We start from the raw sequence: 19541 nt of genomic DNA, 5'->3' as shown, positions 1-19541 counted from the left end.
CCAAGGGTAAAACTATGCTTAAAAGAATTAATTTTCTACTACTTTGTTGCTATATTCTTTCATTGCAATCTTTTGGGCAACAAAAGATTTTCGAGGTTCCATCTGATTTTGGCTATACCAACATCAGTAAATATTTGTATGTTTTTGAGGATTCTACAAAAAAGATGGATTTGAAGAATGTTTTGGCTATTGATGATAATAAACTGAAAAACATCCAAACAGATGATCCTACTTATGGCTTTAAAAAGTCTAATTTTTGGGTAAGAGTAACTATCAAAAATTCGAAAAATTCAGTTCAAAATCTATTTTTAGAATTTGATTATCCTCTATTTGATAAAGTTGATATTTTTAGTCAAGATGCCCAAGGAAATTGGATTAATACTCAAAAAACAGTAGGAGATAAAGTTCCTTTCAAAGATAGGACTATTTTTTATAGAAATTCCATTTTTAATATTGATTTAGCCCCACAAGAAACTCGTATTTATTTCCTCAAAATAGATACAGAAAGTTCTATACAATTTCCTACATACCTTTATACTTCGAAAGAGTTATCCAATCATATTTCTAATACAGAGATACTTTTTGGAATGTTCTATGGCATTTTGCTTATCATGGGCATTTATAACTTGGTGCTTTATTTTGCTATCCGAAACAGAAGCTATTTGTATTATTTTGTTTACATCTTTTTCTATGGATTGGCTCAAGCATCATTAAACGGACATACATTCCAACATTTGTGGCCTAACTCTCTATGGTGGGCAAATGCTGTTGTACCTATCGGACTTACATCGGGTAGTGTAGGAGCTCTCCTATTTATGATTTCTTTCTTAAATACAGAAAAGTATTTACCTCGCTTCAATAAATATATTTGGGGATTTGTAATGCTGTTTACAGGTTTTACTTTGCTAGGGTTCTTTTTGGAATATCGAATAGCTGTTAAAATTGGTACAGCAACGATGATTTTTCTTGGTTTTTTTGAGCTTATTGTAGGTGCTTTTGTTTGGAGAGCTGGGAATCGTTCCGCAGGATATTTTGTTGTTTCTTGGGCTTTTTTCTTGATAGGTGTGAGTGTTTTGGCAATTATGTCAGCAGGTTTATTACCTAACCATCCATTTTTGAGAATTTTCCATCTTATTGGAGCAATGTTTCAAGTGGTAGGGCTTTCTTTTGCTCTTGCTGATAGAGTAAATATTATTCGAAAAGAAAAAGAGAAGGCTCAAGGTGAAGCTCTCAGAGCTACTGAAGAAAATGCTCGTATTATTTTGGAGCAAAATGAAATGCTTGAAAGGAAAGTAGAAGAAAGAACACGAGAACTTCAGCAGAAACAAGAAGAAATATTGGTACAAAACGAAGAATTGCACCAGCAAAGAGAAGAAATTATGGCTCAAAGAGATTTCATTGAACGAAAAAACAATGAATTGGTAGAGCTAAACCAACACATGAGTCAAAGTATCCAATACGCAAGCCAAATTCAAAAAGCTATTTTGCCCCAAGAAGATATCATTAAAGGAAATTTACAGGATTTCTTTGTAATTTATTTTCCTAAGGATGTGGTATCAGGAGATTTTTATTGGTATTCTAAAATAGAGAATAAACAATTTTTTGCAGCAGTAGATTGTACAGGACATGGTGTACCAGGTGCATTTATGAGTATGATTGGTAATACATTACTCAATAAGATTATTAATGAGAACAAAATATATAGCCCTTCCAAAATTTTAGATATGCTCAATGAAGGTGTTATTTCTTCCCTTAAACAAAAAGAAACTGGAAATAATGATGGTATGGATGTCTGTTTATGTTGTATAGAAGAAAAAACAAATGGACAATTTTTAGTTACTTTTGCAGGAGCAAGAAGACCTCTCTACATTTTTAAGGATAATGAAATTATTGAACTTCGAGGTTCCCGCAATCATATTGGAGGTAGTAGTATTGGTATTACACAAATCCCTTTTGAAGATAGTATTTATATTTTAGATAAAGGAGATGTTGTGTACCTTTCCACAGATGGTTTTGTAGATAACCCAAACCCCAATCGAGATAAATTTGGAACAGATAAATTCAAAACACTATTGCTTCTATATGGAAAAGAGTCTATGAGCAAGCAAAAGAACTTTCTAGTAGATGAACTTAAAACATTCCAAAAAACAGCTTCTCAAAGAGATGATATTTTGGTTTTGGGTGTTAAATTATAAAAAAGTATAAATTATATTTGTATTATCCAAATATAATATGCTTATTTGAGTAATCTATATTTTTACGTATGCTTAACAAAATCGAAGAACCTGACTAAATTAGTCAGGTTCTTTAGTTTTTTATAGATGATAAGAAACCACTGGAATTGCTGTATGTGTAGCTACTTCTTCTGCTACTTGTGTTCTTCTATGCCATAAACGCTCCAAAAGTCCTTTATAAAAGTCGGTTCCTACAAAAATCAAATCAGCTTTGTTGTGTTCTGCATAATGGATGATACCATGTGTAGGGTCTATATCTGTATAAGCATCTACTCCATAATTTTTGATATGATTTCTCAAAGCAAACTCATTCAAAGAACTCTCCATTTCTTCACGGTTCAATGTAAAACTTGGATGATTTACCTTGAGTAAAGTAACTTTAGCTCCTGTAATACTTTGCCAATCATTGAGTTCTTGCATCACTTTATCAGGCTCTTGTTCAAATTCAGAAGCAAAAACAATATGTTTAATATTGTCTATGTTTATATTTCCTTTGAGTACACAAACAGGGTGTTTGGTATTTCTGATAACTTTGTGGGTATTGCTTCCTAAATATTTTTTGTCTAATTGACTATTTCCATGTGAGCCTAAGATAATCAAATCTACGTTATCAGAAGCGATTTTTTCGGCAATGCTACCATATACAGAGCCTACATCAACTGAAATCTGTATATCTATAGCTTCAGTTTTAAGAGGTTCCACGACAGCATTAAGTTTTTTATGGGCTACAATATCCATGATGTTCATAAGAGCTTGTTGCTCAGAACTAGCATGTGTTTCTCCATACATGCGTGTATCTTGAAAGCCCTCAATAATATGATGTAATAAAATTACTGCGTTTGTTTTTTTGGCAATTTGTACAGCAAAATTTAAGGCATTTTGAGAGCTTTCTGAGAAATCAAAGGGAACTACTATTTTGGGTTTCATCGGGTGTAAGTTTTAAAGTTTCTTACAAATTAGCATTTTTTATGAAGAAAAACAAATGATAAATCACAAAAAAAGCCCTGATAAATGTCAGGGCTTTTTTCAATTTTTACTACATCCTTATCTGCTTAAAATCATTTTCTTGGTGTTTTTCTTTCCATTACTATTGAATTCATATAAATAAATACCATTTTTAAGAGTTCCATCAGCTTCCCAACCTATTTGGTGTTTGCCTGCATCTAAGTCAGAAAGATTTGTTTCAAACACTTTTCTGCCTGTAATGTCATAGATAGTTAAACTATTACTTCCTTTTTCTGTAATTTCAAAATAGATTTTTGTATTACCATTGCTAGGGTTTGGATATGCTCCAAAACCTTCCATTGTAAGTGAACTCTCTAATGATGTTTCAGGCTTCTCTCCTGCTACTACTGCAACACTTGTTACAATAGAACGTGTTACACCACCTTTTCCAGCTACTTGGATGGCTACATTATAAACACCAGTAGGTAAGTTGCCTTTTTGATAAGCTACAAAACTATCACCATTAGAAACAAACTGTAAAGCACTTGCCATTTGTGTATCATCTCCATTACCTTCTAAATCAGAAGTTCTAAGTAATGTACCAGTTACAGCTTCAATATTAGCTCCTTCCAATGAAACATTAAATTTCATGTCTTCACCTTGTTTGTAAACTAATTTGTTGTTATTCAAATCTGTTTCTAAAGTTGCTACAACATCTATATCTGTTTCTACAATAGCAAAGTATGGACTATCAGAATTGATGGTAAAACTTGCATTTGCCGATTTCTGTTCAAAAAGAAGTGTTTTGATATAGCTTCCCTCATCAATTGCTTCTGTGGAAACAACTGAGCTTACCTGACCAGCAGTTTCTACATCAGCACCTGTAGCCAATTCACTTTGGAAAATTGTTACTTTTACTCTACGAGCATTGGGTGTATAAAATGTTCTTTCACCTCTATCAGCAGAAATGAACTCTCCACTACTTCTTACAACAGATGTAGGATTGTAACCTTCTGGAGTAGTTTCCATAGCAGGCTCTATTTCTCTTGTAAGAGAGCTAGGTAATTGTGGGCGAACATGTTGCCACATAGGCGTACCTGTTGCAATTTCAGAGTGATTTACTTTTCCTCTTGAATCTCTGTTGCCAAAAATTACAGCAGAATTAGGTCTTTTTGTACTTGAATAATTTACCACACCGTCATTTCCACCTTGGCTGCTTCCGCCTCCATTCCAACTTAAATATACTCCAGAAACCCAAAGTAAACCACTATATCCCCAGCCTCCAAAAGTTCTAAAACTTGTTTTAGGACGATTAGGGTGTGGGTCTGTCTGGTTACGGAAAGTAGCCATAGCCCCTGACTGAAGACTTTTGGTTGCATTATTGTTTTGTCCGAAGATAGCACCTAACCATGAAGTCCAACCACTTGAAGCCAAATCGGCGAGAGGAGTACCAAAATGAGGAGTACCCAACGTAATAACTCTTTCTACTTTATTCCAAGCGTTATAATGTACTAGTGCAGCATCAGTGTCTACTCCACCTTTACTGTGAGCAACAACTACTACACGGCTTACACCATAACGACTACAAATAGTATTAAGCATTCCTGCAAACATTTGTCCATTTACCCATTGGTTTTGGTCAGGATTTACAGAAACAAATGCTGTACGATAACCATCTGCATAAGCTTTGTTATACATATCGTTACCATCCCACCAAGTTTTTGCACTACTGTTATAACCGTGAATAAATACTAAAACTGGTTTAGTACCTGCATTAGCGGGAACAGTTCCATAATAGATAGTTCCTGCATCATTACTACCTCCAATTATTTCACCTTCAGTGGATACAATAGAAGAAGGTTCAGGAAGCTCAACTGTTTTTTGAGCAGAAGCAGGTAAAATTGCTCCCAAAGCAATCATACCTGCTAGGGCAAATTGATAGATTTTTTTCATGGGTATAAGTTGATTTAATTGCAAAAAGCATACGTAATATTTAATACAAAAATACAAAATTATTTTTGGCATAAACAAGAAAAAACAATACTTTTTTTTGAAAAAGTGCAAATAAACAGCAAAAAAGCTAGTTTTGGCTGTTTATTAGTATGCAAGCATCATTGTAAGTTATGGAGAGTTTTTATCACATCTATACGATATACTTGTAAGGCTGGTAATAGAGACGAAATAACACTTATAATAAGTACTACCCCTATTAACAACCATTCTTCCTCTACCCAAAAAAAGCCTGTTAATTTAAAATGGATATTTTTTTCAAAAACTTGAGCAACTATTTCCAAACCTATATGTCCCAATACAAACCCTACTAGCATTCCTAAAAAAGTTATCAAAAAACCTTCAAAAACAATCATCCATAAAAGCCTTTGTTTGGATGCTCCAAGTGTTCGCATAATTGCTAAATCATACTTTCTTTCTTTGAGAGCATTGTAAATGCTAATCAGAATACTTAATAATGCAATGGTTATTAGGATATAACTCAATATATTTGCAATTTCTACTCCTATTCCTAATATACTTAAAAATCTTGCTACTTCGCCAACAGGTACCGCTGATTGCATATTGTCTAAGGCATCTACCTGACGAGGCAAATTAATAACAGCCATTGGTGAAGCAAATTTTATCAGCAAAGCTGTAATTTGTTTATCTTCCTCATGAATATGCTCTTGATGTACTTCATGGTCATGTTTTTCGTCATTTTTGTGTTCTTCGTGTTCACCGTGGATATGCCAAATACTTTCTAAATCTGTTAGGACAAGTCTATCTAAAATAGTTTTTGTTGGTTTCATTATTCCCACAACCACATACTTTTCATCTTTATGCAAAAGTTCCTCATTGTCATCATCTTGTGTACCATGTCCACTCACTAATTCACTACCTATTTTTAAATTCTCAGCAATGGCAACATCGCTTCCAACTACAACCTGCATTTCTTTATTCCACCAGTTGCCTGTTTGTAGCTGAGCATTATAGTTTTTAGGGTATTCTAGTGTTGTTCCTACAATCCGAAAGCCTCTGAAATTATCGCCCAAGCTCAAAGGAATAGCTTTTTTCACAAACAGTTTGTTTTGCATAATTTTTTGGGCTTCTTTCAAAGAAATATTACCTGTGGGTACATCTGCATGGTATACACTTGATAAAACCAATTGTAAAGGGCTACCTTCTGCTCCAATAACCATGTCTATATTTTTGGTATTTTTATAAAAATTTTCCTCTAATTGTTTAAAAAATAAGAGTACAAAAAGAATCAGCCCCAAGCCCAAACCCAATAACATTACATGTAGCAAAGTGTAAAGTGGTTTTTGACGCAAATAGCTATAAGCGATTTTATAAATATGCATAAATCAGAGATTTTTAGAGTATGTAAGTATTAGAAAAAGATTTTTTTACTCTTTGATCATGAGTAGCAATGAGTAAAGTAGCTTTTATTTCTTGGGCTTTTGTTTGTAATAAGTCTATAACATTATGAGCATTTTCATCATCCAAACTAGCAGTTGGCTCATCAGCAAGTAATAAAATAGGATTAGCAATCATGGCTCTGGCAATAGAGACTCTCTGCAACTCTCCTTGACTAAGCTGATAAGGGTAATTTTTTTGTTTGTGAGCCATATTTAAAGATTCCAAAATAGTATATATTTGCTGACTGCTTCCTTTATGTGCTAGATAAGGCACTAAAAGTAGGTTTTCAAATACTGTAAGTGTCTGAATAAGATGAGGTTTCTGGAAGACAATGCCAATGTTTTGAGCTCTAAATCTATCTATATCATCTGATTTTAATTTTTTTACATCAGTATCATTAACTTTTACTTCTCCTCTAGATGGTCTGAGTAGTCCTGCCAAAATATGAAGTAGTGTACTTTTTCCACTACCCGATTTTCCCAAAACAAGCCAATGTTCACCTTGCATTGCCTGCCACTTTTCCACTGAAAGAACTGTTTGAGACTGATACTCATGTATTAAACCTGAAATTTCGAACATTTTTTTATTTTGAACTTTTAGAATGAAAGATTAGTTTTATATTTGCAACAAAGTTGCAAATATAGTTTTTTTACCTTCAACCCCAAAATCGATGAAAGTTTTATTGAGCAAAAAATTCAATTTCAAACCTCTGAATCCTGATTTAATAGGCATGATTAGCTCTATGGCTTGCCTGATACATTGCTTATTTTTACCATTACTCCTGATTTTGCAACCTGTGATATTCAGTTTTGTAGGTGATTTACAGCAAAATAGCTGGTGGGAATACTTAGATTACATTTTCTTAATTTTAGGAGCTTTGGCTGTTTACTTAGCAACTCAAAAACAAAAGATAGCTCGTAAAATTCTGTTTTACATAGCTTACAGTATCTTTGCTTTAGGTATTTTTTTGGAAGATAACTTGTCTTTACTAAGCTATGTTGGTTCATTTGGCTTAATTCTTCTACACATCAAAAATTATTTAGAACATAAAAATTGTCCTCAATGAAATTTCTGCTCTTTTCATTCTTTTTAGTTTCTCATATTTCTTTAGCTCAGGTTTCGGGTTGGGAAAAACTGGATAAAGTGAAATTTTCGCCAAAGTATTTTGAGAAAATCCAAACGGATTTGTTAGCTCCTATTATGGAAACTTATGCCAAATCTATTGATGGAAAAGAAATAACCCTAAAAGGTTATTACATACCCATAGGAGCAGAATTTAACATCATGATTATCTCAAAAGTACCTTATCGAATGTGTTTTTTCTGTGGTGGAGCAAGTCCTGCCACAGTTGTAGAAGTCTATTTTCCTAAAGGTAAAAAAACACCTATTTACCCAACTGACAAACTTGTAAAGGTAAAAGGTAGGCTCAAAATAAATCCCGATGATTTGGAAAAACTTAACTTTATCATTTATGATGCTGTGGAGATTAAAGAATAAAAGTGTGGTTTTGGTAAATCAAAATAGTCATTTTATAAAGTTACACTGAAATTTTATTTTTTTTTGACGATTCTTGTGAAGATGAAATTCTAAATATTACAAAAATCTACTTCACATGAAAAAATTATCTATTGCATTTTTACTGTTTCTAACATTTTTCTCCGCTTTAGCTCAAGACAGAAACGTCAATTTTACCAGCATAGCAGACTGTCTGCAGGAATTTCAAACATCTGTAGGTGGTTATTATGGGACAAGAGTTTTACGTATTTCGCAAGGCATGACTATGCCTACCATTGAAAAATACATGGCATCTTGGAAGGCTAATCGTTGTTTACTTAGAGGTATCATGATGGCAAATGAAGAAGATTTGGGTTACAACCCAGATATGAATCTATATACATTGGTCATCAGTTTACCCAAAGGGAAAGCTTATCTGAGTTTTAGGCAAAATAATAAAGGTTTTTTTCGCTTTATAAAATACGAAACAGAAGGCAACATCAATTCTTGCCCACAAGGTAACACTCCTACCAATAACTTTTATGCCAATGTGGATGTAATTGGTGAGTGGTCTTTTAAAGACATTGTTTGGAATACCAAATCTAAAGAGCTTAAAGAGTACTTGAGTTCCAATGATTATGACGAAAATAAAATCAAGAATGCCTTAAATGAAAGAGTTAAAAGTTTAACAAATCCAGATTTGGCAACTTATGGTACAGTAGTATTTAAAGCTGATGGTACAGGCAAATATGTTACAACCAATGGAGATAAAGTTTTTCAGTGGCGTTTGCAATACAACCAGCTCCAACTTAATGATGGTACAGGGTGGTCAGCTACGAATTGGCGAATAGACAAAGATGGCAACTTAAATCTTATTGATTACCAAGGTGATGAGAAAGGAAATGTAGGTTTTATTTATGGAAAAAAATAAAAAATAGGCATTCTGTTCAGAATGCCTATAAAGTTTCATAGTTATAATATATATGTGTAAATTAAACAGTGTATTTTATTTTTTTATTCTAAATGCTCATTACTATTATCTATATTTAATTATTTACCTAATTCTTCTAATTTCTGAACATCATTTTCTACTGAAAGGATAAGTAAACAAGTAGCTGTACAGAAAACTGGGCTTGTGATACAGTGGTGTCCTCTCCAGCTACCATCATTTTCTTGAATATTGAGCAAACGCCCAGAAACATTGTTGTACCATTTTTTCCACTCTTTGTCTTTACCAATAATCAAAGATTCTCCAGTTTGTAAGAAACTTAAAAACTCTTCTCCTCCATTGTTACCAAAGCCAGACATCACTCTATCATCTTGAGCTTTCACTTTTGCTTGGCTATATACTTGATAAGCATTGGAATAGCGTTCTGCTTCTTGATCACCAAATCCTGCTTTTTTCAAATTTTCAGTAGATACAGGAGCATTTGCTGCTAATTTTCCATCTTTACGAGCTTTTTCCATTTTTTCTTCTGCTTCTCTGGCTTCTTTTGCTGATGAGCGTGTAGAGCCTGATACAGAGTACAATACGATACCTGCTCCCATGTCTGTATTTACATCACCAGTTTTGGTGTTAAAATTACCTTTGTTATAATCACGAGCTCTTTGAAGTGCTTTTTCATCTACTTTAGCCCCTTTTTTCTGAGCTGATTCTAAGGCATTGGTAGCAAATGAAGATTGTAATACGCCTGCCCAACCTGCACCTCTAACACTACCATCTTGGTTTTGAGATTTTTGTATTTTTTCAGTACAAACATCCAAGTTTTTCTTTACTCTTTCTTTGAGCTTTTTATCATAATCCAAATAATCAAGAGAGTTAGAAAGAGCTTGAGCCGTTAAGGAAACGTCTATGTTTTGTCCCAATTTACTTTGAATTTGTGTTCCTGTTTGTGTGGTGATGTTCAAATCGTTGGGAGATGATTTTTCTACACATTCCAAAAGATAATTGAGTGCTTTTAATGCTTGATTTTTGTAATCACCTTTTTCAAAGGTATTGCCACTTCTCAAAATAGACATCAATACCATAGAAGTTGTTGCGGGGTCAGTAGAAACAGCATGCGGGTCTGTTACATCTTGTCGGCTGTGTAAGCCTGCTCCCCATCCTCCATTATTTTGCTGGGCGTTTATCAAAAAAGCCAAACCCTTTTTTACAGATTTTTCTACATTTTCTGGAGTTTTATAAATAGCATGTCCTTCTGAGGATTCTTCGCCCATGGTTGTTCTAAATACACAACCTTGTGTAGAGTGATGCAATCCCTCTTCTTTTAAAAGTTTGCTTGATTCAATGCCAGCCCACATAGAAGCAGCAGCAGCGATACCAATTACGGGAATTTTCCAAGTGATTTTCATAGGGGTAAGTATTTTGTGATGAACTTTTTTATACAGGATGAGGAGTGCATAAAGATTCCATAAAAAAAAATAACTTTTTTTTATCAAGTTTTGATATATTGCCCAAAACTTTATTCTAATGAAGAAAATTCTTCTTTTTTTATTTTTTACATTTCTGTTTTTAGAAGCTTTTAGTCAGACCCGAATGGGTTGTAAGTTGGATAGCAATGCTTATAAAAATGTATTTTTAGCACAAATTCCTCAAAGGGGAGCAAATATTCAATTACCTAAAAATTTTAGCCTCAAACAATTTTGCCCTACACCCAAAAATCAGGGAGAATATGGAACTTGTGTCGCTTGGACAAGTGCCTATTATGCTCGTACAATCATGCTTGCACAAAAAAATAAATGGCAAGGCACAAAAGAAATTGATTTGCATGCAGGTTCGCCTTATTTTGTATATGAAAACATCAAAGGCTATACAGATAAAACCTGTCAGGAAGGTGCAGGCCTGATTATTGCCTTAGAAGCACTCAAACAACATGGAACTGTCACTTTTAGTAGTTTTTCTAAACCTTGTGGGCAACCTATTAGTAGTGAACTCCGAAAAAAAGCTGAAGATTATAAAATTGGAGAATACAGAAGATTATTTTTAGCCAATAGCAAAGAAAAAGTTCTTGCTGTAAAGAAAAGCATAGCACAAGGAAAACCAGTTGTCATAGGTTTACAGTGCTTTTTTAAATCTTTTATTCAAGCAAAAGACAGTGTATGGAAACCCAAAGAAAAAGAATTGGAAGAAAATTGGAAAGATGAAGGTGGACATGCTCTTACAATAGTGGGATATAATGAAGATTTACAAGCTTTCGAGGTAGTCAATAGTTGGGGAACTTTATGGGCTAACAAAGGTTTTATTTGGATGCCCTATCAATATTTTCAAGAAATTTGTTTTGAAGCTTATGAAATGTATGAGATTGAAGAACCCACCTCTCAAATTGCTGGTGAATTGAAACTCAACCTTTCTGTAGGAATAGAAATGCCCTTGAAACTCAAAGATGGCTTTTATGAAACGACCCAAACTTATCAGGCAGGAACACTTTTCAAAATGTATTTATCGAATACAGAGCCTATTTATATTTATGCTTTTAGTACAGATTTGATGGATAAAAGTCATCTCATTTTCCCCTCAGAACAAAAAAGTCCATTGTTGTATCAGAATATGAATACGACCTTACCAGACGAAAACCATTATATTCAAATAGATAATCCAAACACAACTGACTATATTTGTGTACTTTACAGCAAAGAACGTTTGCATTTGCCTTCGTTGTTGGAGCAACTTTCAGCTTTGGAAGGGAAACTGCTCGATAGAATTCAGAAAGTTTTGGGTAGCAAGTTAATTCCAGCACAACAAATTAATTTTCAAGAAATTACAGGAATAAAATTCACAGCAAAAACAGATAAAGGTTCTATTTTGCCTATTATTGTTGCTATTAAAAAGAAATAAGTATTTTTTCAGAAAAATAGAATCCTCCAAAATTTAATTTTGGAGGATTTTTAGTTTAATCCAAAGATTCTATAATGAGTTGATTCCCTGCTGTAATTAAACCTGGTACGTAGAATCTAATTTTAACAGTTTGTGAAGTACTAGCCCCTACTGTAAAATTTGCCAAAGATTTACGAGGGTCATTTAGTCTAACCATTACAGGAACTGTTGTTTCTGCATTGTTTCCAACTTTCACTTTCATAGCTCCTACAAATCTTGCATTGGGTTTGGAAGCGTCTGGACTATTGAAAGCAAAAGAAAGAGCGACATTTCTGCTTCTGGCTTGTGTATTAATAATTTTGAAGGTAATATCATAATAATGTCCATAATTGCCATAAGAACGAGTGGCATTGCTAAAATTTTTGATAAGGGGATAACGGCGAACATCTACAGGCGTAAGAGCTGTATTGGGAGAAGTTTGGTCTTCGGGATAATTGACAGTTTTACGGTCATTAATCATACAAAACCCTAAAAAACCTTTTGTTGCTGGCAAAGTAATATCATTGTTGATTTGCCAACCAGATTTCTGATATAAACCACACTCACGTCCATAACGACCCGCAGGAGTACCTACAGGCGTATTGCCTGAAAAAGTTTCCACAATATAGCCAAATTTATCAAGCCACTCACCATCTGCTCTTTTTGCAATATCAGCTGTAGATCCTGTATCTGTTGTAGCCATCTGAATGGCTCTTTGAAGCATTTTATCTATGGTTTCTCCAGATTTTTGAATAACAAAAACACTATAAATAAAAGCCTGTCCTGTAATTTTCATTTTAAAACGTCCATCAATGCCATTTCCATTGCCTACTTTTCTGTATGTTAGCACTTTCGCATTAGATTGTCCGCTACCTAAAAAAGGAATAGAAATATCTCCAGTATTTACGTTAAAATTGTTGTTGATAAATCTATCCGCAACCTCATACGATTCTTTTTCAATGACGTAGTTTGGAAAAGTAAAAACACCTACATCATCTTTAGCAAGCAATACACCCTGAGCGTTTATAGTAATGGCTTTATCACGTTGGGGATTACTTGCCAAAAGAACATAATAGCCAGCTACTTCTGTTTTGTTGTAATGGAACGTATAATATTCCATGTCTCCTGAAACTGCTTGTTTGTTGCTATTGATTTGAGGAGGAGCCATCAACCATCCTTCTGATTCGATAATCTCAGGCATGTTATCAACCAATATGGGATTTCCTACCAAATTTCCACCTGTAGCTTTTAAATCTGCAATAGGTATTACAGCACCACTTGCAAGTGTACCAGTAGTATTGAACTCTACAGGGTTTACAGCTCTCAAAGAATTTGATTTTTTTTGTTCATCAATAGGTGTTTCCATTACTGATTGAAGAGTGTTCATTTTACAAGCTCCTAAAGCCGTAATAAGAAACAAGACATAGCAAATAGATTTTAAAGAAATTGTCATCACTGAAATTATTTTGTTTTAAATGTATAAAAAGTACAATGATTAATTGATGGCACAAAGATCTTGGCATTTTCTTTTTTATACAAAAAATATAGGCAGACATTAAATGGACTGCCTATCAAAAGAGGTGGACACAAGGAGGACAATACTTACAATTCTTTAAAAAATTAAAGAAACACTACAAAAAGTACAATTTTTATATTTTGTTGGGTGAAATAATATTTTTTGCCAAACCCATACAAGATACCAAACACCATACTCCTTCCAAAATAATAAATGGGACATAATGGATGAGAAAAGAAGCATAACAAGCCAAACCAGCTCCTACAATATTCATCAGGAAGAACAGATTCCCGTCTTTTTGTATCAAAGAAAATGTATTTAGAAAATAAGCTATCAAAATCAGTCCTACTCCTATTGTCCCAATAATATCATTATAACTCATGAAAAAAACTTGTCTAATAATTGAAAAAAGTCATTTTTATTTTGTTCTAAAACAGGCATTTGCTTCTCTATTTCTTCTTTATTTTGGATGTATAAACCTTTTTCTTCGAGTTCATTACCATCATGTAAAAGCATTTTTTTGAGTGTTATTTCATTCATTTCCCAGTGGAATTGCAAAGCTAAAACCTGATTATCAACGATGTACCCTTGATTTTCACAAGCCACACTTGATGCAATACGTTTTGCTTGGTGAGGTAAGTCAAAAGTATCACCATGCCAGTGAAAAACAAGATTTTCGTTTTTCAAGTGATTAAAAATCGGATTTTCAAGCATATCTTGTGTGAAAGAAATAGGATAAAAACCTATTTCTTTCTGCTTGTTGGCATATACTTTACATCCAAATGCCGAAGAAATCAGTTGTGAACCCAAACAAATGCCCATTACTTTCTTCTGGCTATCAATGGCATTTCTAATAAACTCTTTTTCAGGATTTAGCCATACAAACTTTTCTTCCTCATACACATTCATATAGCCACCTAAAACAATAAGAGCATCTATTTTTTCTAAAGAGGGTATTTGAAAATCTTTCTCAAAAAAATAGGTATAAGAGATTTGGTGATTTCTTTCTTTTGCCCAGTCTTCTATATGCCCTAAACCTTCAAAAGATACATGTTGAAAACAATGAATATGCATAATTAAAATAAAAAATTAATGCGGAAATATATTTTCTTTTTACTAAATTACATAAAGTATTTTATTAATAAATGTCTTTATGCCTATAAAAGGACAAATTCTCCGGAATCCAAAATCTGGAGATACTTACGAATTTTTAGAAACAGCTCAAGATACACATGGTGAAAGGGTTACCATTAAATCGACAGTTATTAGTCGAGGAAAACTACTGCCTAATCATTTTCATGTGTTACAAGATGAAACATTTGAGGTTTTATCAGGAACTATGACTTTTTGGGTTGATGGGAAAACTTTTACACTCAATGCAGGCGAAAAAATAATTATTCCTAAAAACACACCCCATAACCATTATCATGTAGATGATTTTGCCATTACTTATATTTATACTGTAACCCCAGCCTTTGACTTTGACTATTTCCTTGAAAATTCAGTAGGTTTAGCTGTTGATGGGAAATTAACAAAAGGACATTATGGCTTCATTCAACAATTAGTCACATTAAAATATTTAGAAGGAAAGTCTTATTTAGCAGATGTGCCTGTTTGGTTACAAAAATTACTGATGAATACAATAGCTCCTATAGCCCGTTACTTCGGGTACAGAGCTATTTATAAAAAATATTCAGGGATTGAAAAATAATATAAACCTGAATATTACCTACTTAACCTATAAGATATCTGTAATAAAATTTCCTGCTTATGTTCTGGAATAGGATTGTCTCCACTATTATAAGGGTTTATAAACCAAAGATTCTGACCAAGCAGATTGTAGATACCAAAATTTATCTTTAGTTGATCGTTGGCAACAAAGTATGCTGAAAGATTTACATGAAACTCAGGTTTAAATTCTGTCAACACTAAATCTAAATTATTGTTAAACAGATATGTATATTTCTTACTGAAATACATCATCATTGGATTGAAATAAAATTTATTATTTACTTTTAGATGAGTATTGAGGGTGAGTTTGTGATTCGGCACACCCAAATATATCGTTTTATCTACATTTCCGTTTGCATCGATTACCTGATAATTGGGTGTTTCATTGTATTGGGGAGTATAATAAGAATATCCAAATTGTATAAGTCCCCACTTAGGTTTTGTTTTAAACTCTACTTCAAATCCTTGTGAACCTGTTTGATTCAAATTGGTATATCCTTCTGAAAAGGTAATTCTATCAATAAAATACACAATAGGTTTCTGAATTCTGATGTCAAAAATATTAGCAGTAATAGAAGTATTATTATTTAACTTATAGCCTATTTCCAACTCTATTGAATTTGTTCTTTCAGGTTGAATATCGTTTTCGATACTAAATTCAATATTCTGGATAGTAGGAGCTTTGAATGAGGCACTATACAATGCTTTGAAATGCCATTTTTCTAATGCTCTTGTAACTGCTATTCTGGGTACAATGGCGGGCTCTACAGCACTATAATCATCATATCTAACACCTGCAGTGATATTGGCAAATCTTGATTTATAAAGCACTTCTCCAAAGAAGGCAATGTTGCTGAAATTTATTCTATTTTTATTATTTGAAAATGTCAGCCCTTTTACTTGATAAGTAGCATTTTCACTAAAAAACTCCCCTCCTATGGTTATATTCATATTATCGTTAGGTGTATATAATGAAACTATACTTGCAGTATAACGATTATTATTGGTACGGTACCCATCATAAATTGCCTGATTAGCAGATGGTAGGTTCTGGTAGTTCTGATAATTCCAAGGTTGCAAGTTTTTCCAAGAAACTCTGGGTTTTAGGGATAATTTCTTAGAGATATGCCAATTATATGCAATATTAGCCATATAATCTCTAAAGCCTACTTTTAGATTATTGAGGTTTTCATATTCATAATTGTTAAATATAAAATTAAATTGAAAATCCTTTTTGATGAGTCCCATATTGATATTTTGGGTAGCTGTTTCTGAACTATCTCCATAATTGATATTTCTGCCTTGTAAATCTGTAAAACGGATATTGCTTTGAGTTCCTTTGGTAGCAAAAGCCGAAATAGAAAATCTTGAGTCATCTTTATATGACTGAAATACATCTACTAAAAAATTATTTCTTGAAAAACGCCCTTCAGATATTCCAGATGTCATTTTGACTTCTGCTCCAGATTTTGAGGTAGTTGTTTTTGTAATAATATTAATCACACACAATTCTGCCAAACCTCCATAAATAGAAGAACCTGCACCTCTTATAATTTCTATTCTTTTAATATTTCCGATAGGTATTCGTTGCCCAAAAGCTACTGTACCAAAACTGTTTTCGTTGAGAATCATTCCATCTAAAAGAAGTAAAAATTTGCCTTCTTCTGCCCAGTTGCCTCGAGCTACAAAGCCTATGGCATTTTCGTAGTTATGAGCAAAATTAAGCCCAGGTACTAACCTCAAAATATCTACCAAATCTCTTGCTCCTGAGTTCTTAATTTCTTCTTCTGTGATAAGTGTTACAATTCCAGGGCTTTCTCGCAAAGGTGTTTCTTTATACCCTGTAATAGATACCAAATCTTCATCTTGGTTTTTCTGATTCATTAGTTTTAACATATCTGTTGCATCTGTTTCAAATACTTTTGCAGTACGAGATGTGTCTTGTGCCAATAGTCCAACATTCAAAAAGAATAGCAAGCAAACTATGGAGAAAGATTTCCATAAGTTTTGAAGGTGTATAATAAGCATTTTGATAAGTTTTAGAGGTTATAGAATGAAATGTAGAATGTTTTTTTGAAGAAAACAATCACATGAAGAAGTATATAATCATGAAAAATAAATCATTTTTTTTAGCTTCATGATTGCTTGATTTTTTTGATTGTGAGATAAAATTATACTTGAGAATGATACTTTGAAAAAAGATATTCTCGTTAGTTATATGAAAACTACTTATTTCATTTTAAAACAAAATTTATCAAAATCATGAAAATTTTAGGACTTGTTGGTGGAATCAGTTGGGTTTCCACTACAGATTACTACAAACTTATCAATCAGGGTGTTAATAACAAATTAGGTGATTTAAACTTCTCAGAATGTATAATTTACTCACTTAATTATCAGGAAATCAAGAATAATAATGACAGAAATGATTGGGATGCCACATTTCAAACAATTTTAAAAGCTTGTAAAAAATTAAGTAGTTCTGGAGCAAATGCCATTTTGCTATGTGCTAATACCATGCATCACATTGCTGATAGACTTGAAAAAGAATTAGACATTCCTATTATTCATATTGCTGATGCTACTGCCCTTGAAATTGAAAAGGTTGGACTCAAAAAAGTAGGACTTTTGGGAACAAAGTTTACAATGGAACTTGATTTTTTTAAGTCTCGATTACTCAAAAAAGGGATTGAAACCATCATTCCAGATGAAACAGACAGAGCATTCTTACATCAAAATATTTTTGAAGAGCTTGGAAGAGGTATTTTCAAAGAAGAAAGCAAAAAGCGTTATCTAGAAATTATTGATAAGCTCTTGGCAAATGGTGCAGAAGGAATTATTTTGGGCTGTACCGAAATTCCTATGTTGCTCCCACCCCAAGAAGTCCCTGCTCCAGCATTCGATACAACCCTGATACACACAAATGTAGCCATTGAGTTTCAGTTGTCTTAAAATAATAAGTTTTGATTGCCTTATTTTTATATATTTGGTTATTCTAAATTTCTATGTTTATGACCGAACAAGAAATATTAAAAAAAGTTCAATGGAAAGATTTAAAGAACTTATCAAACCAAGAACTTCTGATTGAAAACAATCTGACAATTCCTTGGTTTGTTATTTCCATTACTTTGGCTTACTACAAGCATTATGTCTGGGCTTTACCCTTTTCTGCATTTTTCTTCTTAACAGCTCTCAGACAGGTTCATAATGGATTTCATAATACTTTGGGGACAAGTAAGTTTTTAACATGGCTGACACTCTACATCAACAGTGTACTGATGATGGTTTCCATTCATGCTGTTAAATTCAATCATTTAAGGCATCATAAGTATTGCTTAGAAGAAAAAGATTATGAAGGAAAATCTGCTCGTATGACTTGGTATGGAGCTATTTTGTATGGACCTATTCATACTTTTTTAATTCATAAAGTAACTTGGCAGTTAGGTGGAAAACTTTACAAAATTAATTTACTTTTAGAATTGACTTCTATTGTCATTTTTGTGGGTATAGTTTGGTATTTTCAGATTCATTTTCTGATTTATCATATGATTGTCATGGTCTTTGGAGAGTTTTTGATGGCTTTTTTTGCTGTTTGGACTGTCCACCACCATACCCACGAAAATCCGAATTTTGCACGTACACAAAGAACTTTCTGGAAAAATTGGCTAACGTTCAATATGTTTTATCATTTGGAACATCATTTATTTCCTGCTGTGCCCACTATTAAATTACCCGAATTAGCTAAACGCATAGACAAAGCCTTACCTGAAATAGATAAAAAGATTACTTTTTAAAACAACACCCCACGATTTGTGGGGTGTTTGAATTTCTAAGCAGGTTGAAGAGATTGAAACAAAGTTTTATGAATAGTAGCTGTTCTTTCTTCAAAGCTCTGAATGTCAAGAGGGAACACTACATTTCCAAACAAATTCATAAATTCATCTGAATGGTTGGTAGCTTTTTGTGTAGTTAAGTCGTAATGCACAAAATTAACCCAATTAACAGCTTTTAACTCTGTTTGTTTTTCATTGAACATTCTGAGTTCTATTTGAATGCTTTTAGGTGTAAAATTAATTAGTTGAGATTCTATAATAATAGGCTCCATCAGTAAAGCAGGTTTAAAATAAGCAATTTGATTGCTTACTACTACCCAACTTTTCTGAGTTTCTTGAGCTATTTTATAAATATCCAAACCATAATATTCAAGCAATTGGTCTTCTCTTGCATTCATAAAATAGTCTAAATATTTTCCATTGTTCAGGTGATTGAAAGGGTCACAATCCTGAAATCTTACTTTGGTTTTACTTTTCAAAACTTTTTCCATAAAACATTGAAGGTTAAAGGTTTTTAAATATAC

16 protein-coding genes and 2 pseudogenes are annotated in these 19541 nt (G+C 33.1%); 8 read left to right on the top strand and 10 right to left on the bottom strand.

The features are described 5' to 3' along the window. The first annotated feature begins 14 nt into the window (after positions 1-14). Positions 15-2195 (top strand): hypothetical protein, encoded by a 2181-nt coding sequence (locus AD998_09715; protein ID KOY86385.1) that lies wholly within the window; start codon positions 15-17, stop codon positions 2193-2195. 120 nt (positions 2196-2315) lie between these two features. Here the strand turns inward: AD998_09715 and AD998_09710 are convergent, their stop codons facing one another. The 4 genes and pseudogenes from AD998_09710 to AD998_09695 form a co-directional block, all read right to left on the bottom strand. Beyond that, on the bottom strand, positions 2316-3161 hold the full coding sequence (locus tag AD998_09710; GenBank protein KOY86384.1) for a hypothetical protein: 846 nt from the start codon (positions 3159-3161) through the stop codon (positions 2316-2318). Positions 3162-4214: 1053 nt separating this feature from the next. Then, a pseudogene (locus tag AD998_09705) lies at positions 4215-5030 on the bottom strand (hypothetical protein). Positions 5031-5290: 260 nt separating this feature from the next. Next, positions 5291-6532 carry a hypothetical protein gene (locus AD998_09700; protein ID KOY86383.1) on the bottom strand — a complete coding sequence of 414 codons (1242 nt, stop codon included), beginning with the start codon at positions 6530-6532 and terminating at the stop codon, positions 5291-5293. 13 nt (positions 6533-6545) lie between these two features. Then, positions 6546-7169: an ABC transporter ATP-binding protein gene (locus tag AD998_09695; protein KOY86382.1), complete on the bottom strand. Its 624-nt coding sequence runs from the start codon at positions 7167-7169 to the stop codon at positions 6546-6548. Positions 7170-7320: 151 nt separating this feature from the next. Between AD998_09695 and AD998_09690 the strand changes: the two genes are divergently transcribed. From AD998_09690 to AD998_09680, 3 genes and pseudogenes are all read left to right on the top strand, one after another. After that, a complete protein-coding gene (locus tag AD998_09690; protein KOY86381.1) occupies positions 7321-7656 on the top strand; it encodes a hypothetical protein in 336 nt (111 codons plus the stop codon). A 152-nt stretch (positions 7657-7808) separates the two neighbouring features. Beyond that, positions 7809-8087 (top strand): annotated as a pseudogene (locus AD998_09685) (hypothetical protein). A 115-nt stretch (positions 8088-8202) separates the two neighbouring features. Next, positions 8203-9015: a hypothetical protein gene (locus AD998_09680; protein KOY86380.1), complete on the top strand. Its 813-nt coding sequence runs from the start codon at positions 8203-8205 to the stop codon at positions 9013-9015. A gap of 119 nt (positions 9016-9134) precedes the next feature. Here the strand turns inward: AD998_09680 and AD998_09675 are convergent, their stop codons facing one another. Further along, positions 9135-10523, bottom strand: coding sequence for a hypothetical protein (locus tag AD998_09675; GenBank protein KOY86379.1), 1389 nt, complete (start codon positions 10521-10523; stop codon positions 9135-9137). 31 nt (positions 10524-10554) lie between these two features. On the opposite strand from AD998_09675, the gene AD998_09670 reads away from it, so the two are divergent. Next, a complete protein-coding gene (locus AD998_09670; GenBank protein KOY86378.1) occupies positions 10555-11919 on the top strand; it encodes a hypothetical protein in 1365 nt (454 codons plus the stop codon). A gap of 55 nt (positions 11920-11974) precedes the next feature. Here AD998_09670 and AD998_09665 read toward each other — a convergent pair whose 3' ends face one another. The 3 genes from AD998_09665 to AD998_09655 all read right to left on the bottom strand — a co-directional run bounded on the left by AD998_09665 (position 11975) and on the right by AD998_09655 (position 14527). Continuing rightward, positions 11975-13390, bottom strand: a complete 1416-nt coding sequence (locus AD998_09665) for a hypothetical protein (GenBank protein KOY86377.1) — start codon at positions 13388-13390, stop codon at positions 11975-11977. A 196-nt stretch (positions 13391-13586) separates the two neighbouring features. Continuing rightward, complete coding sequence (locus AD998_09660) at positions 13587-13835, bottom strand: hypothetical protein (protein ID KOY86376.1); 249 nt, start codon at positions 13833-13835, stop codon at positions 13587-13589. After that, positions 13832-14527 carry a hypothetical protein gene (locus tag AD998_09655; GenBank protein ID KOY86375.1) on the bottom strand — a complete coding sequence of 232 codons (696 nt, stop codon included), beginning with the start codon at positions 14525-14527 and terminating at the stop codon, positions 13832-13834. The genes AD998_09660 and AD998_09655 overlap by 4 nt, the downstream gene beginning before the upstream one ends. A gap of 79 nt (positions 14528-14606) precedes the next feature. On the opposite strand from AD998_09655, the gene AD998_09650 reads away from it, so the two are divergent. After that, positions 14607-15164 (top strand): cupin, encoded by a 558-nt coding sequence (locus AD998_09650; GenBank protein KOY86374.1) that lies wholly within the window; start codon positions 14607-14609, stop codon positions 15162-15164. Positions 15165-15178: 14 nt separating this feature from the next. Here AD998_09650 and AD998_09645 read toward each other — a convergent pair whose 3' ends face one another. Next, entirely contained in the window at positions 15179-17212 is a 2034-nt protein-coding gene (locus AD998_09645; protein ID KOY86373.1) for a hypothetical protein, read from the bottom strand. Positions 17213-17446: 234 nt separating this feature from the next. Here AD998_09645 and AD998_09640 point away from each other — a divergent pair, with 234 nt between their 5' ends. Beyond that, positions 17447-18136: an aspartate racemase gene (locus AD998_09640; protein ID KOY86372.1), complete on the top strand. Its 690-nt coding sequence runs from the start codon at positions 17447-17449 to the stop codon at positions 18134-18136. 59 nt (positions 18137-18195) lie between these two features. After that, positions 18196-18978 carry a fatty acid desaturase gene (locus tag AD998_09635; GenBank protein ID KOY86371.1) on the top strand — a complete coding sequence of 261 codons (783 nt, stop codon included), beginning with the start codon at positions 18196-18198 and terminating at the stop codon, positions 18976-18978. A 35-nt stretch (positions 18979-19013) separates the two neighbouring features. On the opposite strand, the gene AD998_09630 is transcribed toward AD998_09635, so the two are convergent. Next, a complete protein-coding gene (locus AD998_09630) occupies positions 19014-19508 on the bottom strand; it encodes a thioesterase (GenBank protein ID KOY86370.1) in 495 nt (164 codons plus the stop codon). Between the last annotated feature and the right edge of the window lie 33 nt (positions 19509-19541).

This window comes from bacterium 336/3, assembly GCA_001281695.1.
Lineage (GTDB): Bacteria > Bacteroidota > Bacteroidia > Cytophagales > Thermonemataceae > Raineya.
Note: the sequence above shows the minus strand (reverse complement) of the source record. Positions and strands in the feature narration are given on the sequence as shown.